This window comes from Gemmatimonadota bacterium (assembly GCA_009838645.1).
Classification (GTDB): Bacteria; JAAXHH01; JAAXHH01; order JAAXHH01; family JAAXHH01; genus JAAXHH01.
The window spans coordinates 1-21,573 of record VXRC01000044.1 but is presented as its reverse complement, the minus strand read 5'-3'; the positions used below and the strand labels follow the sequence as shown (position 1 = coordinate 21,573).

Annotated in this window: 18 protein-coding genes and 2 tRNA genes; 12 read left to right on the top strand and 8 right to left on the bottom strand. The window is 62.9% G+C overall.

What is annotated here, in order from left to right:
• Positions 1-42: 42 nt before the first annotated feature.
• From F4Y38_12370 to F4Y38_12355, 4 genes are all read left to right on the top strand, one after another.
• Positions 43-690 (top strand): hypothetical protein, encoded by a 648-nt coding sequence (locus tag F4Y38_12370; protein ID MXY50075.1) that lies wholly within the window; start codon positions 43-45, stop codon positions 688-690.
• A 32-nt stretch (positions 691-722) separates the two neighbouring features.
• Positions 723-1,787 (top strand): Gfo/Idh/MocA family oxidoreductase, encoded by a 1,065-nt coding sequence (locus F4Y38_12365; protein ID MXY50074.1) that lies wholly within the window; start codon positions 723-725, stop codon positions 1,785-1,787.
• 58 nt (positions 1,788-1,845) lie between these two features.
• Positions 1,846-4,704 carry an insulinase family protein gene (locus F4Y38_12360; GenBank protein MXY50073.1) on the top strand — a complete coding sequence of 953 codons (2,859 nt, stop codon included), beginning with the start codon at positions 1,846-1,848 and terminating at the stop codon, positions 4,702-4,704.
• Between the two features lie 165 nt (positions 4,705-4,869).
• Entirely contained in the window at positions 4,870-5,955 is a 1,086-nt protein-coding gene (locus F4Y38_12355; GenBank protein ID MXY50072.1) for an aromatic ring-hydroxylating dioxygenase subunit alpha, read from the top strand.
• Positions 5,956-6,593: 638 nt separating this feature from the next.
• Here F4Y38_12355 and F4Y38_12350 read toward each other — a convergent pair.
• The 4 genes from F4Y38_12350 to F4Y38_12335 are packed head-to-tail and all read right to left on the bottom strand — an operon-like array spanning position 6,594 to position 10,856.
• Positions 6,594-7,421 (bottom strand): ABC transporter permease, encoded by an 828-nt coding sequence (locus F4Y38_12350; protein ID MXY50071.1) that lies wholly within the window; start codon positions 7,419-7,421, stop codon positions 6,594-6,596.
• 8 nt (positions 7,422-7,429) lie between these two features.
• A complete protein-coding gene (locus F4Y38_12345; protein ID MXY50070.1) occupies positions 7,430-8,635 on the bottom strand; it encodes an ABC transporter permease in 1,206 nt (401 codons plus the stop codon).
• Positions 8,620-9,750 carry an ABC transporter substrate-binding protein gene (locus F4Y38_12340; protein ID MXY50069.1) on the bottom strand — a complete coding sequence of 377 codons (1,131 nt, stop codon included), beginning with the start codon at positions 9,748-9,750 and terminating at the stop codon, positions 8,620-8,622. Before F4Y38_12340 ends, F4Y38_12345 begins: the two co-directional genes overlap by 16 nt.
• On the bottom strand, positions 9,747-10,856 hold the full coding sequence (locus F4Y38_12335) for an ABC transporter ATP-binding protein (GenBank protein MXY50068.1): 1,110 nt from the start codon (positions 10,854-10,856) through the stop codon (positions 9,747-9,749). The genes F4Y38_12340 and F4Y38_12335 overlap by 4 nt, the downstream gene beginning before the upstream one ends.
• A gap of 903 nt (positions 10,857-11,759) precedes the next feature.
• Between F4Y38_12335 and F4Y38_12330 the strand changes: the two genes are divergently transcribed.
• Positions 11,760-12,368: a DNA-3-methyladenine glycosylase I gene (locus F4Y38_12330; protein MXY50067.1), complete on the top strand. Its 609-nt coding sequence runs from the start codon at positions 11,760-11,762 to the stop codon at positions 12,366-12,368.
• A 46-nt stretch (positions 12,369-12,414) separates the two neighbouring features.
• On the opposite strand, the gene F4Y38_12325 is transcribed toward F4Y38_12330, so the two are convergent.
• Complete coding sequence (locus tag F4Y38_12325; GenBank protein MXY50066.1) at positions 12,415-12,672, bottom strand: hypothetical protein; 258 nt, start codon at positions 12,670-12,672, stop codon at positions 12,415-12,417.
• 319 nt (positions 12,673-12,991) lie between these two features.
• Between F4Y38_12325 and F4Y38_12320 the strand changes: the two genes are divergently transcribed.
• The 7 genes from F4Y38_12320 (at position 12,992) to F4Y38_12290 (ending at position 19,019) form a co-directional block, all read left to right on the top strand.
• On the top strand, positions 12,992-14,224 hold the full coding sequence (locus tag F4Y38_12320; GenBank protein MXY50065.1) for a PLP-dependent aminotransferase family protein: 1,233 nt from the start codon (positions 12,992-12,994) through the stop codon (positions 14,222-14,224).
• An 85-nt stretch (positions 14,225-14,309) separates the two neighbouring features.
• The gene (locus tag F4Y38_12315) at positions 14,310-15,125 is read left to right on the top strand and encodes a phytanoyl-CoA dioxygenase family protein (protein ID MXY50064.1); all 816 of its coding nucleotides are present in this window, start codon (positions 14,310-14,312) and stop codon (positions 15,123-15,125) included.
• 111 nt (positions 15,126-15,236) lie between these two features.
• Complete coding sequence (locus F4Y38_12310) at positions 15,237-15,956, top strand: SAM-dependent chlorinase/fluorinase (GenBank protein ID MXY50063.1); 720 nt, start codon at positions 15,237-15,239, stop codon at positions 15,954-15,956.
• A gap of 28 nt (positions 15,957-15,984) precedes the next feature.
• A complete protein-coding gene (locus F4Y38_12305; protein MXY50062.1) occupies positions 15,985-17,376 on the top strand; it encodes a sulfatase-like hydrolase/transferase in 1,392 nt (463 codons plus the stop codon).
• A 135-nt stretch (positions 17,377-17,511) separates the two neighbouring features.
• A complete protein-coding gene (locus F4Y38_12300; protein MXY50061.1) occupies positions 17,512-18,663 on the top strand; it encodes a deoxyguanosinetriphosphate triphosphohydrolase in 1,152 nt (383 codons plus the stop codon).
• Positions 18,664-18,751: 88 nt separating this feature from the next.
• Positions 18,752-18,822: transfer RNA gene (locus F4Y38_12295), tRNA-Gln, on the top strand.
• A 125-nt stretch (positions 18,823-18,947) separates the two neighbouring features.
• A tRNA-Glu gene (locus F4Y38_12290) sits at positions 18,948-19,019 on the top strand.
• A 188-nt stretch (positions 19,020-19,207) separates the two neighbouring features.
• Here the strand turns inward: F4Y38_12290 and F4Y38_12285 are convergent.
• From F4Y38_12285 to F4Y38_12275, 3 genes are all read right to left on the bottom strand, one after another.
• Entirely contained in the window at positions 19,208-19,462 is a 255-nt protein-coding gene (locus F4Y38_12285) for a hypothetical protein (GenBank protein ID MXY50060.1), read from the bottom strand.
• A gap of 584 nt (positions 19,463-20,046) precedes the next feature.
• Complete coding sequence (locus tag F4Y38_12280) at positions 20,047-20,307, bottom strand: hypothetical protein (GenBank protein MXY50059.1); 261 nt, start codon at positions 20,305-20,307, stop codon at positions 20,047-20,049.
• Positions 20,308-20,894: 587 nt separating this feature from the next.
• Positions 20,895-21,383, bottom strand: a complete 489-nt coding sequence (locus F4Y38_12275) for a MarR family transcriptional regulator (protein ID MXY50058.1) — start codon at positions 21,381-21,383, stop codon at positions 20,895-20,897.
• Positions 21,384-21,573: the final 190 nt, after the last annotated feature.

The following is a 21,573-nucleotide window of genomic DNA, read 5'->3' as shown; positions in this document are numbered from 1 at the left end:
GTTTCCCTGTACAGCAGTGCCAGATCAAGGAAAGGCTGTAGCATGAAACTCACCCTCAGCCACGTCTTCGATGCGCCCGGTCCCCATCCCAACGGGCTGCAGGCCACTACCGAGGGCCTCTGGATTCTGGACCAGGGCGACAACCGGATCAGCCTCCACGATTACCGGGACGGGGCGACGCGCAGGATCTTCGACAGTGATTCCGACCGGGGCAGCGGGATCACCCACAGCGGCGTCCACCTCTGGGTTTCCTCCACCTACAGTTGCGAGACCCTGAAGATCGATCCCGGCTCCGGCCGGACGCTGGCGCGCTACCCCACGCCGGGCGCGAAGAAAACCGGCGCCCACGGCCTTGAATGGCGGGACGGGGAACTGTGGATGTCGTCGCCTCCGGACGCCACCATCTACCGCATGGACCCCGACGAATGGACCGTGCTGCAGTCCTTCCCCGCGCCGGGCGACCGGCCCCACGGCATCGCGTGGGATAACGGCAGGCTCTGGTGCGTGGAGACCAATCACCGCGCCTTGTTCCTATACGACCCCGATACGGGCGAGCAGCTGGACCGGCTGGACGTGGAGGGACCGGAACCGCACGGGTTCACGCTCTGGCAGAATGAAGCCTGGATCGTGGACGCCACGACGGGCGGCGTGTTTCGCGGCACGCGATCTAAAAGACACGGCACGGCCTGAAAACCACAGGAATCTATCGACAGGAACCCATCATGGATAAGGCACGCATAGGATTCATCGGTACCGGGTGGTGGGCGACGGCCAATCACCTGCCCGTGCTCAAGAAACGGGCGGACGAGACCGGGGACGTGGAACTGTCGGCCGTCTGCCGCCTCGGGGCGGATGAACTGCGCCAGGTGCAGGAGGCCTTCGGCGTCCCCTACGGGACGGAGGACTACCGCCGGATGCTGGACGAGGTCGAGCTCGACGGCGTGGTGGTGTCCAGCCCCCATACGCTGCACTTCGAGCACGCCGCCGCGGCGCTGGAGCGCGGGTTGCACGTCATGGTCGAAAAGCCCATGTGCACGAAGAGCGCCGACGCCAGGGAACTGGTCCGGCTGGCGGACGAGAAGGGGCTTCACCTGCTCGTTCCCTACGGATGGCACCACAAGCCCTATATCCAGGAGGCCAAGCGGCAGCTCGACGCCGGGGTCGTCGGGAACATCGAGTCCGTCCTCTGCCACATGGCCTCGCCTATCCGGGGCCTGCTCCAGGGACTGGACTTCGACCACGAGGCCAACGGCGGGGGCCTCTTCGCGCCCGATCCGGACACCTGGGCCGATCCCGTGGTGGCCGACGGCGGTTACGGGCACGCGCAGATGTCCCACAGCCTGGGCCTCATGTCCTGGCTCACGGGCCTGATGCCCCGCGAAGTCTTCGCCATGATGACCGAGGCGGAATCCAGGGTGGAGATGTACGACGCCGTGACGGTCCGCTTCGAGGACGGCGTGATCGGTGCGCTGTCGGGGTCGGGAGACATCCCTGAAGGGCAGATGTTCCAGCTCGACATCCGGATCTTCGGCTCGGAGGGCATGCTGCTGCTCGACGTCGAACGCGCCCGCCTCGCGATACACCGGCACGACGGGCGGGACCAGGTCCACGACGTGGCCATCGACGCGGGCGCCTACAACTGCGAGGGACCGCCCGAGAACTTCGCCGACCTGGTGCTCGGACGGGACGTGGAAAACTATACGCCCGGTGACGCGGCCATGCGTTCGGTCATGATCCTGGACGCCGCCTACCGTTCGGCGAAGTCCGGCGTCCTGGAGCGCGTATAACGCGGCATCCTTGTTCTTAGTCAATCTATCCCCATGTTTCCCTATTCCGGGACAAGCCATGGCCCAATCGGACCTTCCTCGGGTATCCTTCGAGAAGTTCACCCTGCCGAACGGGTTGCAGGTCATCCTGCACGTGGACCGCAAGCTGCCCGTGGTGCACGTCAACCACTGGTTCCACGTGGGCTCCAAGGTGGAACGGCCCGGCCGGACCGGGTTCGCCCACCTCTTCGAACACCTGATGTTCGAGGGGTCGAAGCACGCGCCGGAAGGATATTTCAAGTACATCGAACAGGCGGGCGGCAACCTGCGGGAAGGCGGCGTCAACGGTACCACGAGCAACGACCGCACCAACTACTTCGCCACCGTGCCCTCGGGCAACCTTGAATACGTGCTCTGGCTGGAGTCGGACCGCGTCGCCACGCTGGCGGACGCGCTCACGCGGGAAAACTTCGAGAACCAACGCGAGGTCGTCCGTAACGAACGCCGGCAGACCACGGAAAATCAGCCCTACGGCCGCTGGTACGAACTGGTCAACGAGCACCTCTACCCCGCCGGCCATCCCTATTCCTGGCCCGTCATCGGCCGGCACGAGGACCTGGAAGCGGCCGGGGTCGACGAGGTGGCCGAGTTCTTCCGGACCTACTACACGCCGAATAACCTGTCGCTGGTCATCGCCGGCGATTTCGACAAAGACTTCGCCCGGGACCGCGTAACCCACTACTACGGCGCGCTTGAACCGGGTCCGCTCCTCGAGCGCCAGCGCCGCTGGGTGCCTGCCCTGGCCGAGGGGAAGATCGTGGAGGTCACCGACCGCGTGCCCCAGGCCCGGGTCCACATGATCTGGCCGGCGCCGCAGCGTTTCGAAGCGGAGGAGACGGCCCTCGACGCGGCCGCGGCCGTACTGGGCGACGGCCTGTCCTCCCGTCTTGAAAAACTGCTGGTCTATGATCGGCGACTGTGCACCGAGGTCAGCGTCTTCAACTTCGCAAGAGAGATCGCCGGCCTCTTCGGCGTCATCGCGACCGTCCGGCCGGGCTGCGACGTCCTGGAGGTCGAGGACCTGGTCAACGGCCAGATCGCGAGACTGGCGTCCGGCAGCCCGACCCGTGACGAGGTGGAGCGCGCCCGCACGGTGTGGGAATACCAGTACGTCTCCAGCCTGGAGCGCATCGGCGGTTTCGGCGGCAAGGCGGACCGGCTGAACGAATCAAATACCTACAAGAAAGATCCGGGGTACTTCCACGTCGAGCACGACCGGTTCCGGAACCTGACCGGTTCGAAGATCGCCGAAGCGGTAAAGCGGTGGCTGGTGTCCCGCCACGGCCTGACGCTCAGGTACTTCCCCGATACACTCCCGAAGGCGGTGGCCGGAGTGGCCGGGGCAGGCGCGGCCGCGGAGCAGGCGGCGGGCACCGCGTCCGCTCAGGCGGCAGGAGCGGCATCCACACAGGCGGAGAGCGATGGACCCGCGCAGGCGGCCTCGAATGGCGTCCTCGACCGGTCCGCGGTCCCGGCGCTCGGGTCGGACACGCCCTTTCAGACGCCGGAAGTGCACGAGGACAGGCTGGACAACGGCCTGGAAGTGCTGGTCGTCGAGCACCACGACCTGCCGAAGGTCGCCGTTTCGCTGAACGTGAAGTCCGGCGGCGTGCACGATCCCCCCGACCGGTGCGGGATGGCCCAGCTCATGCTTCAGACCATGGACAAGGGCACGCGGGGCTATGGCGCGCTGGACCTCGACGAGGCCCTGAGCCGGCTGGGCACGGTCATCGGCAAATCCATGTATCTCGAGTCCGCCCGGATCGGGATGGACGTGTTGACCGACAAGCTTTCAGCCGCCATGGCCCTATTCGCCGACGTCGCGCGCAATCCCCTGTTCCCCGAAGAGGAACTGGAACGGGAACGCCACCGCCACCTCGACTACCTCAAGCAACAGGCCTCCCATCCCCAGTCTCTCGCCCAGCGGTTGTGCCCCGGGCTGGTGTTCGGCGAGGATCATCCCTATGGCCGGCCGGTGCAGGGCTATGCGTCTTCCGTCGCCGAAATGACCCGGTACGAGATCGCCCGGGCCTACGAGGAGAACTGGCGGCCGGACCAGTCCGCCCTGGTGTTCGTGGGCGACATTAACCGCGACCAGGCGATGAAGCTGGCGGACCAGCGTTTCGGCTCGTGGAGAGGGGACGTCCGGCCCGCGAAGGAGGTGCCGGAACCCTCCCCGGACCGGAAATCGAATCGTATTTACCTGGTGGACCGACCCGGCGCGCCGCAGACCGTGGTCTGCCAGTTCATCGAAGCGCCGAGCCGCGATACGCCCGACTACCACGCCCTCCGGCTCGTGGACGCGATCTGGGGCGGCGGATTCCAGTCCCGCCTCAACCAGAACCTGCGGGAGGAAAAGGGCTATACCTACGGCGTATCCACGTCGCTGGGCCTTCTCGGCGTCTCCGGGTACTGGAAGGTGCAGACGTCGATCCAGGCGGACAAGACCGGCGAGGTCGTGAGGGAACTGATGTCCGAAATGGCGGGACTGGGCGGTGAACGGCCGGTGAGCGCACAGGAACTCGAGGAAGCGCGCACCGGACGTATCCGCGGTTACGCCCAGCGGTTCGAATCCCTGAGACGCATCGCGGGCAGCATCGGCGCCCTGTGGAGCTCGGAGCGGCCCATGTCGGACATGCGGGACGCGGTGGAGAACCTGCAGTCCGTCAGCCTGGAGGAGGTGCGGTCCACCGCCCGCAAGTACCTCGATGCGCGGCGCGCGGGCTACCTGCTCGTGGGCGACGGTTCCAGCATCGAGACGCAACTGTCCGACCGGGGCCTTCCCATTCCGGAGGTATTGGTCCCCGATGCGCAGCCGCCCGCCGGGACGCCTGCCTCGGCCGAGGTGCCGGAGGCCGTGGATCCGGACGCGCTGTAGCCAGGGATCGCTGGCCCGGTGTCCCGTTTATGGTGAAATTGCAACGGAAGCCCGGTGAAGCGCCGGCCGGCGCGCAGGCAGATGTCCAAGGGAACCCGCCCGGCACCCGGCGAGGAGACCGAAGCTCGCGCGTACCGACCGGCGCCCGTTGAGGAGAACGACGGCATGAAAGACCACCCCTTCGACGAGAACATCGAGACCGCCTGGACGATTCCGTCTTCCTGGTATACCGATCCGGAGTTCCTGCAGCGGGAATACAGGGACATATTCCGCAGGACGTGGCAGCTCGTGGGTCGGGCGGACCAGGTAGCCCGCGTCGGGGACTACTTCACGGTGGACGTGGCGGGAGAGCCGGTGGTCATCGCCCGGGGGGCCGACGACGTGGTCCGCGCGTTCTTCAACGTGTGCCGGCACCGGGCCGGCCCCGTGGCCCTGGAGCAGGGCAACCGGCGGACCTTCGTCTGCTACTACCACGGTTGGACCTACAACCTGGACGGCTCGCTGCGCCACGCGCCGGAGTTCGAGGAAGTGCAGGCCCTGGACCGCTGCGCCATGGCGCTCAAACCGGTGCGCGTCAGCCAGTGGGGACCCCTGCTCTTCGTGAACCTGGACCAGACCGCCCCGCCCCTGGAGGCCTTTCTGGGCGATATCGGAAAACGCGCCGCCGGCCACAACATCGGCGAGATGAAGTGGACCAAGCGCCGCGACTACGAGATGGATTGCAACTGGAAGGTGTACGTGGACAACTACCTGGAAGGCTATCACCTGCCGGTCGTGCACCCGGGGTTGTACCGCGAGATCGACTACGACGCCTACCGCGTGGAGCCCTTTCGCTACTATTCCATCCAGCACGCCCCGATCTACGGCCCGGAGAAGAAGGGATACAAGGGACCGCGCCGCTACCTGCCGACGGAGCAGGACCAGGGCGACACGCAGTACTACTGGGTCTTCCCCACGCTCATGCTCAACATCTACCTGGGCCAGATGCAGACCAACCTGGTGGTGCCCCTGGGCCACGACCGCTGCCTGACCATCTTCGAATGGTACCTGTCGCCCGACATGGAACAGGACGTGGAAAACCTGGTGGACTTCGGCGACGAGATCCAGGAGGAGGACATCTTCATCTGCGAGCACGTGCAGCGCGGGCTGCAGTCGGCGTCCTACAACCAGGGCCGGTTCTCCGTAAAGCGGGAGAACGGCGTGCACCACTTCCACTCGCTGATGAACGAGTATATGAACGGCGCGGAATAACGAGAAATCTTCTGCAACAGGTTTGACAGTATTGACAATATGTCAACAATTCGGTATGTTTAAGGTACGCTTGAACTTAGAGGGAATTGAAACGACATCAGAAATGTAGAAACAGAGTCTAACGTAGAGAGCAGGAGGGTAGGACATGACAACTACGAGGTCATGGGAGGATAGAGCCGTCGGCGCGGCCATCATAGCTGGCGCGTTCAGTCTATACATTTTCTTTGAAACCGGGGTCCGCAACAGGTTGGACAGGATAGAAAACCGTATCGGTGACGTGGAACAACGTATCGCTAAGATCGAGGGTTATTTCAATTTAACCGCGAATGAAATCCGGGAAGGTCAGTAGTGACCGCATTCAGCAGACAATACAATGACGCATCAAGAATCCGGATCAGGACGGCCATGTTCAACGTAGAACTGAAACTAAAAACGTTAAGGGATACACCGTACTCCGGTACTGTTGTCGATGAAGAGATTGATAACGATATAGTGTATTGGCAGAAGGTTCACGACGAGTTGTTTGTTATGTACAAGAGTAAGGGTTATTACTCAACAAATAAAACTGAAGCCTGCAATTAAGAGACCCGAGGAAGTTATCAACAGAGGAATGAGGAAACCCGTCCTCCCTCGCACCCCTACCGCGCGTTCCGCCTTCTGAGCCACTCCACGGTCAACAGGAACACCACCGCGAAGACGATGAGGAAGACGGCCACGGCCAGGATGGCGGGACTGATCTCCTCGCGGATGCCCGACCACATCTGGCGCGGAATGGTCCGCTGCTCGATCCCACCCATGAAGAGCACCACGACGACCTCGTCGAAGGACGCGGCGAAGGCGAAGATCCCCCCGGAGACGACTCCCGGCGCGATGAGGGGGAACTGGACGCGGCGGAAGACAGTCAGGGGGCCCGCGCCCATGCTCGCGGCTGCCCGTGAAAGGTTCTCGTCGTACCCGGCAAGCGTGGCGGTGACCGTGATCACGACGAACGGCGTGCCCAGGGCGGCGTGAGCGAGGATCAGCCCGAGGTGGGTCTGCGCCAGTCCCAGGCTGGAGTAGAAGAAGAACATCCCCGCGGCCGAAATGATGACGGGCGTGACCATGGGAGAAATCAGCAGCCCCGTGGCGAAACGGCGGGCCGGCATGCCCGGGCTGGACAGGCCCAGCGCGGCGAGCGTGCCGAGCCCCGTGGCGAGTACCGTGGCGGAGACCCCGATGAGCAGGCTGTTCGCCAGTGCCCGCGACCACTCCTCGTCCTCCATGATCTGGCGGTACCAACGCAGGGACCAGGCGTCGGCGTCCAGGTGGAGCATGCCCTCGGTGAAGGTGAAATAGGGCTCCGCGTTGAAGCTCAGCGGCACGATCACCAGGATCGGCGCGATCAGGAAGGCGAAGACGAGCGCGCAGAATCCGAGGTAGGCGATGCGCCAGAAACCGTGGCCGGCGGTCGTCGTTGTTTTCGTCATCGTCGTCATCAGCCCAGCCTCATCCGTTCGATGCCCACGAGCCGGTCGTAAAGCACGTAAAGCCCCGCCACGCAGAGCAGCAGGATCCCGCCCAGCGCCGCGGCGAGACTCCAGTTGAGCGAGGACTGCATATGGAAGGCGATCATGTTGGAGATGAGCTGCCCCGTGCTTCCGCCCACCAGGGCCGGCGTGATGTAGTACCCGATGGCGAGGATGAACACGAGCAGGCAGCCGGCTCCCACGCCGGGCAGGGTCTGCGGCCAGTACACGCGCCAGAAGGACTGCCACGGGGTCGCGCCCAGCGACTCCGCCGCACTCGTCTGGACCCGCGGTATGGCGCTCATGACCGAGTAGAGCGGCAGCACCATGAAGGGCAGCAGCACGTGGGTCATGGCCACAAAGGTACCGGTCATGTTGTAGATCATGGCCAGCCGTCCGTCGTCCCCGATGAAGCCCAGGAAGACGAGCGTGTCGTTGAGGACGCCCTGGTTCTGCAGGAGCACGATCCACGAGGTCGTGCGCACGAGGAGCGAGGTCCAGAAGGGCACGAGGACCAGGATCAGGAGCAGGTTGGCTCGCCTGGGCGGGGCGTGGGCAATCAGGCGCGCGACAGGATAGCCGATGAGCAGGCACAGGGCGGTGACGCCCAGGCTCACGAGCAGGGTGCGCCAGAGCAGGAACAGGTAGATCCGGCGGTCCTCCGGCTGGAAGGCGATGGAACCGCCGGGATCGCGCTGCAGATCGAGGGCGTTCAGGTAGTGGCGCGATGTATACCGGTCGCCGGCCTCGCGCAGCGCGCGCCAGGTCCCGGTCTCTCCCCAGGCCGCGTGGATGCCGGTCATGGCCTCGGACCACGGCCCTTCATCGACGTTTCGCAGCCTGCGGGCGGTGCGCGTGAACGCGCTGCGCATTCCGCTCTGCACCCGGTTGACCCGCGTGGCCACCTGGCCGAGCGTGCGGTCCTCGCGGGCCGCGAGCAGTTCGCCGGCCAGCGCTTCATAGACCGCTTCGCCCGGCAGGCCCTGGCCGTCCCAGGCACGCAGCCGCTCGAGGGTCTCGGGGAGGGCGTCGGCGACCACCGGATCGTAGACACTTCGGACCAGCATGTTGGCCAGGGGCGCGAGAAAAGTCACCCCTACGAAGATTAAAAGCGGCAGCACCAGCAGTGCGGCGCGCAGCCGGGGACCGTAGCGCTCGTTCACTTGGCCAGCCATGTGCTGAAGCGCTCGTTCATCTCTTCGCCGTTGTCGCTCCACCACTCCCAGTCGTTGTGCAGGGCGCGGCGCGCGTTATCGGGGCTGGTCGGCATATGCGGACTCATTGCGACGCCGGTTTCAGCATGGGTTGAAACCAGGTCCATGGCGGAACGGCGCGTGGGACTGTAGGAGATGTACCGGCCGACGTCCGCCATGGACCGCGCCGTATTGGCGAAGCGGACGAATTCCATCGCCGCCTCCAGGTTCCGCGTGCCCTCCACGATTACGAGACCCCCCGTGTCCAGTACCTGGCCGTCCCATACGATGACGAAGGGCTGTCTCTCCAGGACCTGCGCGTTGAAGATGCGTCCGTTGTACGCCGTGGTCATCACCACTTCTCCGTCGGCCAGCATCTGGGGCGGCTGGGCGCCGGCTTCCCACCAGACGATCCGGTCTTTGATGGAGTCCAGTTTCCGGAAGGCCCGGCCAACGCCCGCTTCGGTGTCCAGCGTGGCATAGACTTCGTCCGGCGGGACGCCGTCGGCCATCAGGGCGAACTCGAGATTCACCAGCGGGGAGCGGCGCATGCCCCGTCTTCCCGGGAACTTCTCCAGGTCGAAGAAATCGGTGATTGAAGTAGGCTTCGACGCCCCGATCCGCGCGTCGTTGTATACGACGACCGTCGAGTAGTACAGGTTGGTCGGCCCGCATTCGGTGATGGCGTCTTCGTGCAAATCGTCCGCCGCCTGGCTCCCGTCGGAGCCGGGAGCCAGGTCGTCTACGTCGATGGGTACGAGCAGGCCTTCGTCGCAGCCCCGGACCATATCCGGCAGTTCCATGTCGACGACGTCCCAGTACACGTTGCCCACGTCGACCTGTGCGCGGACCTGCGCCAGGCCGCCGTTATAGTCTTCCATCCGGACTTCGATCCCGGTCTCCCGTTCGAATCGTTCGATGAATCCTTTCTCGCAGGCGCGGGCGTACGCGCCGCCCCAGCTGACCAGCGTAATCGACTGTTCCTGCGCGGCGGTGCGCCCGCAAATCAAAAGGACCAGCGCGGCCAGGACCGGGACCACGACACGGTCCACGACGCGGCGCGTGGGAACCAGGCGCCTGGATGACTTACGCTTCATTCCTCCTCTCCTTCCGTCTCCGGGTCGAGCACCCGGCAGTCGGTCGGCGTCCAGCCGATAAGGATCTTGTCGCCCGTGAGCAGGGCGCCGTGGCCGACGGTGTTGGGGATCTTGATGATGAAATCGGAGGTGCGGCACACCGTGACGCGCAGACGCAGGTAGTCGCCCAGGAAAGTAATGTCCTCGACCCGGGCCACCAGTTCGTTGGTGTAGAGCCCGGATTTCGGCGAGACGGCCACACGCTCGGGACGAATGGAAAGCGTCGTGGCGTCGCCCACCTGGCAGGGCGCGATGCGGATCGCCTCGATGATCTCGCCGCCCACGAACACTTCGCAGATATCGCCCTCTATGCCCATCACCTTGCCGTGCAGCCGGTTGTTCTCCCCGATGAACCGGGCCACGAAAGAACGCCGCGGTTCCTCGTAGAGCGTCTCGGGATCGGCCAACTGTTCGATCCTGCCGTCTCGCAGCACGGCGATGCGGTCCGACATGACCATAGCTTCCTGCTGGTCGTGGGTGACGTACACGACCGTGACGCCCAATTTCTTGTGGATGCGGCGGATCTCGTACTGCATTTCCTCGCGGAGCCGGCGGTCCAGCGCCCCGAGAGGTTCGTCCATGAGGACCAGTTCGGGATCGAATACCAGGGCCCGGGCGATGGCCACGCGCTGCTGCTGCCCGCCGGAGATCTGGCCTGGACGCCGGTGCTCGAAACCTTCCAGCTGCACCAGTTGCAGGGCCCGTTCCACCCGTTCCCGGCACAGGCCCCGGTCCATGCCCCGGACCTCGAGGGGAAAAGCGAGATTGGCCCCCACCGACATGTGGGGGAAGAGGGCGTAGTTCTGGAACACCATGCCGATGCCGCGCTTGCGGGGCGGCAGGTTGTGGATGGAGCGGCCGCCCACGAGGATTTCGCCGGAGGTGGGCGTCTCGAAGCCGGCCAGCATCATGAGACAGGTGGTCTTGCCCGAACCGGAGGGCCCCAGTAGGGTGAGAAACTCTCCCTTTCGGATGTTCAGGGCGACGCCGTCGACCACCGTGGTCTTTCCGTCATAGCTCTTGCTGACCTTGCGGTATTCGACATAGGGCTGATCGGACCCGTCCATCAAAGCGCGCTCCTGTCGAGGTACGGACCGTTCGGAAACGAGAGGAAACCTTAACTCGTGCCGCTTTGTCTGTCAAACCTTTTCCTTTCGGCGGCGGGGCCGGGAATGTACCTTGTGTCGGTTCAAGTAGACGGCATGTCGGTTCAAGTGGACGGCGCGTCCGCCACGACGAAAACGTGTCTGGACGAAGCGCGCGTTTGCGCCGCCCGCACGCCGGAAGAAGAACCGTCCGACCCATCCACCGCAATCACCGGCCACCAACCGGGAGAAAGACCGCCCGTCCCCATGGAACTCTACATTATCCGCCACGCGGAATCCGAAAACAATGCCCGGCCGCAGGAAGAGCGTACCGACGATCCCTCCCTGTCCGCGCTCGGATACCGGCAGGCCGTATACCTCGTAAACCGCATCCGCCACCTTCGCCCCACGCGCATTTTCGTCAGTCCGTTCCTCCGCACCCTGGAAACCATCGCCCCCTACATCCGCGAGACGGGTCGGTCCGCGGAGGCGTGGATCGACATTCACGAACAGGGCGGCGTCCAGGCCGGCGCGGGCAACGCGGACTACGAAGGCAGGCCCGGCATGAAGCGCTCGGAGATCGAGCGTGGGTTCCCGGGCGTCCGCCTCGGCGGCGAGTTCGACGAGGAAGGCTGGTGGAAGTGCCGTCCCTGGGAGGACTACGACGCGGCCCAGGTCCGGGCGGAGCGCGTCGCGCGGAGGATTCACGACGAGTTCGGCCACACCGGGGAGTGTGTCGTCCTGGTGAGCCACGGGGCGTTCATGCGGTTCCTCGTGGGCGTGATCCTGGACACCCCGGGCATGGGACACGACAGGATAGACTGGTTCGCTAACACCTCCGTCACCCGGTTCATCATCACGCCCACCTACACGCATCTGGCCCTGATGAACTGCGTGCGCCACCTGCCCGAGACGTGGATCACGGGGGCTGACGTCCACCCTGTCAGGACGGGCGAGTTCGTCGAAGAAGCCGACGAACGGCGGCGTTGCGCCTGGACGCTCAAAGACCCGATACTGGCCGCCTACCACGACGACGAGTACGGTTTTCCCCTGTCCCGGGACGACGATTTCTTCGAGCGGCTCGTGCTGGAAATCAATCAGGCGGGGCTGAGCTGGCTGACGGTACTGAAGAAGCGAAAGGCGCTGAGGGAGGCCTTCGAGGGGTTCGACGTGGACCGCGTGGCGGCCTATGGCGACGAGGACCGGTCGCGCCTGCTTGAGGACGCCGGCATCATCCGGAACCGGCTCAAGATCGACGCGGCCATCCACAACGCGCGGGTGATCCGGGAGATCCGCGCGGAACACGGTTCCTTCGCGGCCTGGCTGAACGGCCAGAACTGCGCTTCGCTGGACGAATGGGTGGCGATATTCAGGAAGACCTTCCGCTTCATGGGGCCCGAGATCGTCGGCGAATTCCTCATGAGCACGGGTTATCTTCCCATCCGCCACGACCCGGAGTGCTTTCTCGCCGGGGAAGGGCACCGGGTGGGCTAGTCTTAGCGCCGGGAGTGATCGGTGGGGCCGGACCGGCGGCCGCCGATCAGCCTTCTCCTTCTTCGTCCTGGAGCAGGTTGCGCTCCTTGAGTTCCGACTCCAGCTCGTCCAGACAGGACCGGAAGGATTTCCACGCCTCCGGGGAGACGGTGATGCCTTTCCTGCTGGGCAGGAAATCGCCGTCGTTCTCGTAGTAGATCCGGATATCGGCGTACTCGTTGCCGCGGAAGGACGTGATGGTGAAGCGGAACTCTTCCTGGCTGTTCTTCTGGAAACTGGCTACGACCTGGCTGTCCTCGGCCATGTATATACCTCGCGGAGCGGTAGATGGGCGTGTTGGAACACGATGTACACTGTATACACCGTATACACCGTATACACGATGCACACCATGACGCCGTGTATACTATGGATATCATGACACGATGATCAACATTGACCACCATTGGAAGGCCATGATAAGACTTGTCCCCCCGTTCGTGTCAAGGAAAATTGGCCTTGTCTTTCCACGGCCCGGACCGTACAATCCAATGAACGCGCGCGGCGGTACCCGACGGGCAACACGCGCGGTTCAGTTCGATCACGATTTTAAGTAAACAGAGGGTCTATGCAGGGGGTTTTTGATGGAATGGCGGGATGTATACGCGGACCGCATGGAACTCATTGGCGATACGGCAGTCATTGAGCTGCTCAAGCTGGCGGAACGGCCGGACGTGCTTTCCTTTGCCGGCGGCCTGCCGGACGACGCCACGTTTCCCATGGAGGCGATGAAGGAAGTCGCCGTCCAGGTCTTCGAAAACCACGGCAGCATGTCGCTGCAATACAGTCCCACAGCGGGTTACACGGCCCTGAGAGAGTGGATCGCCGGCCGCATGGGGCCCGTCGAGGGCGTGACCGCCACCGTGGACGACATCATCGTCACCACGGGCGGCATCGAGGCCATGGACCTCATCGCCAAGATGCTGCTCAACCCCGGCGACGTCATCATCGTGGAAGCTCCCACCTACCTGACTGCGTTCTCGGTCTTCCGGTGCTACGACGTGGATTTCGTCGCGGTGGATATCGATGACGAGGGCATGCGCGTGGACCTCCTGGAAGCGCAGTTGAGTGAGCTGGAACGCCGGGGCAAGCGGGCCAAGCTGATTTACACCATGCCGACGTTTCAGAACCCGGGCGGCGTGACCATGCCTCTGGAACGGCGGCGCAGGCTGGTCGAACTGGCCGACCGGTACAACATTCCCATCCTGGAGGACCACGCCTACGCGGAACTGTACTTCGAACACGCGCCCCCGCCTTCGCTCAAGGCGCTGAATCCCGATGGCGTGCTGTTCGTCAGCACCTTCTCCAAGATCTTCGGGCCGGGCATCCGCCTCGGCTGGATCGCCGCGCCGCCGCCCGTCATCGCCCAGTTGTGCCAGGCGAAGCTGGGCAGCGACCAGTGTTCCAGCACCCTCGGCCAGCGTATTGTCTATGAATATGGCCGCCAGGGACTGATGGACTCCCAGATCGTGCTGTCCAGGGCACTTTACCAGGCCAAGCGTGACGTCACGCTGGACGCGCTGGCGGAGCACGCCCCGCCCGGCCTGACCTGGACCCGGCCGGCCGGCGGATTCTACGTGTGGTTGACCGCACCCGAAGGGATCGACTCCACGGCGATGCTGGCCTGGGCCGTCGAGCATGAGAAGGTGGCCTACGTGGCCGGCCCCTCGTTCTATACCGACGGCCGCGGCGCGAACCAGTTCCGCCTGTGCTACAGCTTCCTCGACCAGTCGCTCATCGGCGAAGGCATCTCCCGGGTGTGCCGCTCGGTCGCGCACCACGTCGAACGGCGCCATCGCGATCGTATCGGAGTGTAAGGGCGCGCTGCCCGTGTGTCGCCCGCGCGCCGGGACATCCGCCGCGCTGCCCTGCAAGCGCCGCCCATCCTTCCTGGAGCAATTCATGTTCCGGCTCACTGAAGAACACGAGAACAGGTTCCGGGAAGACGGTTACCTGATGGTGGAGGGGCTCTACGACGAGGAGGAAATGGAACTCCTCCTCAACGTGGGCCGTCTTGACGGGGAGAAGGCCCTGCTCGTCCGCGCCGCCGAGGATACCGAAGGCCGCGAAAGCAAGCTGTGGCTGACCTCGGACACGGACCGGGAGGACATCTACAACGCCATCTGCCGCGGCCATCGCATGGTCGATACGCTGGAGCGGCTCATGGGCGACGAGGTCTACCTGTACCACTACAAGATGATGGTCAAGGAACCCCGCGTCGGCGGCGCGTGGGAGTGGCACCAGGACTACGGGTACTGGTACCACAACCAGGCGCTGTATCCCGACATGGCCAGTTGCTACATCGCGGTGGACCGGGCCCACCGGGGCAACGGCTGCCTCCAGGTCATCCGGGGTTCGCACCGTCTGGGCCGGATCGAACACGGCCGGTACGGCACCCAGGTGGGAGCCGCCCCGAAGCGGGTGGAACTCGCGCTGGAACACCTGGACCACGTGTACTGCGAAATGTCGCCCGGCACCGCGCTGTTCTTCCACGCGAACGTGCTGCACCGTTCGGACCCGAACGGGAGCGACGACCCGAGGTGGAGTCTCATCTGCTGTTACAACACCCGGCACAACCCCTGCCAGGACCGTCCCGGGCACCCGTCCTACCGTCCCCTGGGCAAGTGGGACGACGGCCGGATCAAGGAGGTGGGACGCAGGCAGTGGGCGGAACTCGCCGCCACCGCCGAACCTGGTGCCGCCGGACCTGGCGCCTGACCTGCAGTTACCGGACCCGAAGCCGCCGGATCCCCGGCCGCCGGTCCCGGGCGCGACTCAGGCGATTTATAGTTGCGAATTTGAGTTTGATACCCTATAAATATAGTACGTATGGCCGACGACCAAGAAGTCAGCGCAATACGGATCATCCTCTACATTACTCAGCGTTACTTTTTTCATTCCACCACGATGGGATTTCCACGTGAAAGGAACACGACCATGAAGCGGTTTACATCATACCTCTTGGCCTGTATGGTCGGCGCGTTCGGCCTCTACGGCTGCGGCGGGACCGAAGATGCGGCCATGGAAGAGGCGGCCATGGAAGAGGCGGCGACCGAAGAAATGGCCATGGAAGAGGCGGCGACCGAAGAAATGGCCATGGACGTTGCCATGATCAACGTCGAGGTCACCAGCATCAGCGAGGAATTCGCCAACATCAACACGAACGCCACGAGCGATCAGTTGATGGAAGCCGGTTTCGCCGCGGACGGCTGGATTTCGGTGACCCATAACGAACAGACCCTCGTCATGCCCATGGTCACCGATTACGGTGACGTGGCCGAAGGCGCCTGGCTTGCCCGGATGGACGAGGAGTCCGGTACACTCCAGATCGCCATTAACGGCGGCAACGCCGCGACCGACATCGGCGCCGCGGTGGGCGACATGCTCCACGTCATGGCCGCCGATGCGCCCGAGATGGACGAAGGCGAGATGGGCGAAGGCGAAATGGATGAAGGTGAAGGCGGCATGGACGACGAGGGCGCGGAAGACGGTGACTCGGATGCGTCCATGGGCGGAGAGGAAGACGCCACCACGCAGCCTGCTCCGTAAGGTCTGAGGGCGGCGCGTGCACAGCAACATGCCTTTACGCCCCAACATTCTCTGGTACTGCACGGATCAGCAGCGATTCGACACCATCGGCGCGCTCGGCAATCCCTACGTAAGCACGCCGACGCTGGACGGGCTGGTGCGGGGAGGCGTCGCCTTTACGCACGCCTACTGCCAGAGCCCGATCTGCACGCCCAGCCGGTCGAGCTTCATGACGGGCATGTATCCCGGGCGGATTCATAACACCCGAAACGGCAACGGCGTCTTCGAGAATCCGCCTCCCCTGATCTCCAAACTGCTGGCAGACAGCGGGTACGACTGCGGCCTGGTGGGCAAGTTCCACCTTCAGAGCGCGGGGAAGCGCACGGAACCCCGCATGGATGATGGCTACCGGTACTGGCGCTTCAGCCACGCGCCGCGGGACGACTGGCCGGTAGGGCATGACTACGCCGACTGGGTGCGCGAGCGTGGCGGCGATCTCGACGCCCTGCGAGTGAGCGAGGACCGCGTGCCGCCCGAGCTCCACCAGACGACCTGGGTCACCGAGTGCGCCCTGGAGTTCATCACCGAGCGCCGGGCGCCCGACGAGCCCTGGATGCTGACGCTCAACCCCTATGATCCCCACCCGCCGTTTATCCCGCCCCGCGTCTACGCCGACCTGTTCGATCCAGCCGATATGCCCGGTCCTCACTTCCGCCTGAGCGACCTGGCCCAGCAGGATGAACTCAGGGACGTGTTCTTCCAGTCGGAGGCCCGGCACCCGGAGACCTTCGACGGCAGGAAGCAGCAGGCCCTCTACTACGCCATGATCAAGCAGATCGACGACCAGTTCGCCCGTTTCCTGGGCGAGCTCGAACGCACCGGGCAGCGGGAGAATACCGTGATCATCTTCACCAGCGACCACGGCGAATGCCTGGGCGACCACGGGCTCCTGTGGAAGGGCTGCCGGTTCTATGAAGGCCTGGTGCGCGTACCCCTGATCTTCTCCCACCCCGGCCACATGAAGTCCGATCTCCGGAGCGACGCGCTGGTCGAACTGATCGACATGTCGGCGACCATGCTGGATATCGCCGACGTACATGCACCCGAGGATTTCCAGGGCCGCAGCCTGATGCCCATCCTGAATGGCACGGCAGACCCGGGATACAACCGGTCCTTCGTCCGCAGCGAGTATTTCGACGCCGTCTCCAACGATACCCATGACTATGCCACCATGTACCGGAACGACAGGTACAAGCTGGTGCTGTACCATACCCACGGCAAGGGCGAGCTCTACGACCTGGCCAGAGACCCCTGGGAATTCGAGAACCTGTGGGACAATCCCGACTACATAGATTTACGGAGCCACCTGTCCCTGGAGGCCTTCAACGCCACCATGATCCAGGATATCGACCCGGGCGGCCCCCTGATCGCAGGCACGTGACCGCCGCGCACCGGATGCCGAGGGCTCCGGTTGCCGCGCCTCGGGCCGGCACGTGACCGGCATGATGCCGCCGCGCCCGGATACCGCGCCATGATGCCGCCGCGCCCCTGATGAAACTACTCCGGAGGACACCGGATGATCGTCGACAGAACCCGGCTGGAAGAAATGGAGGAACGCACCCTCGCGCCTTACGCCGTGAAGAGCAGCGCGAGCCGGGGCCGCAGGCATCCCGAAGAGGAGGCGCCGTGGCGGACGCCCTTCCAGCGGGACCGCGACCGGATCGTGCATTCCAAGTCCTTCCGCCGGCTCGAATACAAGACCCAGGTCTTCGTGTACCACGAGGGCGATCACTACCGGACTCGCCTTACCCACACCATGGAGACGGCGGGCGTTTCCGAAACGATCGCGCGGAACCTCGGCGCCAACCAGGACCTGGCGGCCGCCATCGCCCTTGCCCACGACCTGGGCCATCCCCCCTTCGGCCACTGCGGCGAGGATGCCCTCGACGGCCTGATGAAGCATTGCGGAGGGTTCCAGCACAACCGGCAGAGCCTGCGCATCATCGATCTGCTCGAATGGCGCTATCCGTTATTCCAGGGCCTCAACCTGACCTGGGAGACGCGCGAGGGCATCGCGAAGCACAACGCCCCGCACGGCTTCGACGAGGAGGACTTCCAGCCCGGGAAGTTCGCCTCGGTGGAAGCCCAGATCGCCAACGTCGCCGACGAGATCGCCTACAACTCGCACGACCTGGACGACGGCGTGAGCGCGGGCATCCTCAGCCTGGACCAGCTCACTGACCTGGAGATCTGGGACGGGGCAATCCGCGATGAGGTGGAGAAAGTCCGGGACCTCGACCCCACGCGCAAGCGGTACCGGATCATCCGCGCGCTGATCAACCAGATGATCATGGACGTGGTCCGCACGACCCACGAGAACCTGGAACGCCACGGAGTGAAGTCGCCGGACGAAGTGCGCACGCTCGACGTCCCCGTGGTGAACTACAGCCCGTCCATGTCCGGGAAGAACATGCAGCTCCGCGCATTCCTGATGGAGAATTTCTACAGGAACTACCGGTTGATCCGCATGTCCCGCAAGGCGACCCGGTTCATCGAAAGCCTCTTCAACGAATACACCGCCGACGAGCGTCAGCTTCCCCCGACCGGCGTTCCACACGGCGGGGACGAGCCACTCGAGCGCAGGGTCTGCGACTACATCGCGGGGATGACGGACCGTTACGCCCTGCGGGAATACGAGCGCCTCTTCGATCCCTACGAGCGCGTCTGACCCTGATTTTCCTTGATTTTCGAGGTGAATTACCTATCTTAAACGCGGCGGAAGTCGGGGAAATCACCCGGTCGGCCGCCGGTCCGATTGGGGGGTCGTTCAAGGGTAGGACACATGGCTCTGGACCATGGAATCGGGGTTCGAATCCCTGCCCCCCAGTGCGCGTTCCCGCCGGAAAGGAAGGATGTGGGCGGCGGCGTCGACCTATTGGTACCGCGGCTGCATCGCGGTACGAAGGCTTGACGACAGCGGGGTGAAATGCGTATATTTTACTGAAGTAAAGTGGCGGTATCGTCTAGTGGTTAGGACGGGTGGTTCTCAGCCATCAAACCGGGGTTCGATTCCCCGTACCGCTATACAGCTTGAGTCTCAGTTGATCGCCGGCAGTACCGGCACTATCCCCGAAGCGCCTTTGAACGAGGGCATTTCGGGGTTTTTTGTTGCGTGTCGATCTTCCCGACTATGCAATGGGTATTACAGTTCGGCAGGTGCAAGCGGGGCAAATCGTCGAAGATCGTGCGAGGCATACTTGGCCGATTAACTTTCAAGATACCATTTCAAGAAACCACAGAATTGCGAATACGATGGCGCTGAATACAACCACACCGGACAGCACCACGGTAAGGATAAACGACTTCGTGGCGACGTGGTCCAGTTTCTCCTCGACCTTCCCCAGCCGAACCCATATGCTTTCGGCGCCGTGGTACAGATCTCCTTCGATGCGATCGATGGACCGCTTGATTTCCGTGGTGGAATTCCCCTGCTTGCCACGCGATGTCATGTCTTTGTTCTCGCTCATGTATTTACCTTAGTCTTGCGGTTTATCCTTCTGGTCACGGGCGGTCATCCACTGGTCAGGATTTCGACGCACAAAACATTCAAGTCAACGGTGCTGAGGAGAGTCAGAATAAGCCAGATAATGAACCAGGTCCGCGGCATATTCCGGATGCTCTCCAGAATGGTCAATTCCGTGTCCGGAAGCTCGAGATCCCTACTCATCTACCGTTCTCCATGCGATGCTTACTGTGATGGAACCCGCCGTATGATCCCAGCGCACCGACGTTACCCGGTTTTCATAAATCCGACGCACGCCTTGACGCACACCTTGACGCACGCCTTGAGGAATCGACAGTCATCCGGTCTTTCCAATATAGTGATTTGCCGTTGCATACACATTAAAAATAATTCATTATATGGTATAAACGTAAATATTGAAATATATAATGTGTTATTTCGTGTTTTATATAAGAAACCGCCAACAGGCAAAGGCGATCACGGTTAGTTCGCGACTATGATCGGCTTTCGCGAAGGCTGTATATAGACGACGGTCCATGGTGTAAGAACGTACTTGGGTCGGTGTAAGGCTGACCGCGAGATAACCGCTTAGTTCAACGCTTCCGATTCATAGGGAAGTATATTGGGCGGCGTACCATCCAGGTCGCCTTCTATACCGAAGTGCTCACCGAAAGGAGGGGTTACGCCCTCCATGAACAGATGGTCCATAGCAAGCAGAATAGCATCCGGGACCTGTTCAATTCCTTCTTCGATGGTCTTGCTCCGTATGAGTATATCAGGAAACGCGGGACATCGAATGTGGAACCCATCCCCGTCGGGTTCACATTTTACCGTTAACCTGAATCTCATGTCGACACCTCATTGGAATGAGTGAAATACCGTAATGGGAATGGATCTCAAGGACCGTCGCCTGGCCATGATTCCTCCCTTCTAAATCCATTAGTCGGCAACGCGAGCTGCGATCTCGTAGTTGTTTTTCCGCAAGGATCGGCGTGCAGGCTACCCCGCGGATGGACTCCTGCGTGCTCGAGCGATCGCACGGCCGGTCGCACGGCTGCTACTTGGGAAAGGTCCGCGAGTTCGCACCAAAACAACCAGCGCAGAGGCCGGCATTGGTCCGGTTCGAATCGGGGGCCGGCGGAGCGGTCAGGCTAAACGCAGGCTAGTCGCAGCTAATCGTGGGCTAAGGTAGGGGCAATTCGTGGGCTATACATGGGGCAAATACATCTCAATCGCCTGGATGACGCAGCAATGAAGAAGCAGCCTGATCGGTGGGTGGACTCAGGATCCATTATGCAGGCTAATTGCCAGGTGGACTCAGGACTGAAGGTAGACTAATCACGAGGTTGATGCAGGCTAAAGGAAGGGTAGATCCGAGGCAATATGAAGAAAAGAGCTGGAATCTGTAATTACGCGACGGAACTGGCGCCGAACCATCAACCGGAAGCGGCGGCAGTCGATGCGGCGTCGTCGTTCGTTCGAAGCTCTTCTTCCGTACACCAGATCAGTTCGAGCGACTGGACCACCTTTTCGAACTGTTCCAGGTCCCACTGGTCGGAAACCTTCATGGCCCTGGTCCTGATGTGCTCCCAGAACATATCGGTCGCCACCCGGCCGTTCTTGGTTAGTTCACACTTTACGACTCTCCGGTCGTTCGGGTCCGAATCCCGCTGAACCAACTGCTTTTTCACCAGGCGGTCCACGATGGTCGTGGTCGTGGAAAGGCCGCTGCCCAGGGAGCCGGCCAACTGGCCCATCCTGAGCGGACCCGCGTGCTCGAGCAGGATCAGTGTCTTGACCTGGGGCACGGTCATGTCCAGCCCCTGCCACTCATCCAGTCTTGCGATATACGTCAAACGGCACAGGTTTCTCACCACGGACACGTAGCGATCGGAAAGCTCTCTCAGGTTGTTGATCTGCACGATCTCTCACCTTCGTTAAATCACCGGCTCATACGAGGAAACAGGGAACGCCCCGCTATCAACGCGATACACAATTCTACGCAACAAACAGTGCTTCTGTCAAGCAATATCAGGCATTTCGTGCAATCGGCAGGGCGAATTTGTGATGGAAAAATCACACCGGATAAGGAAACCGGAGCATAACCAATAATAC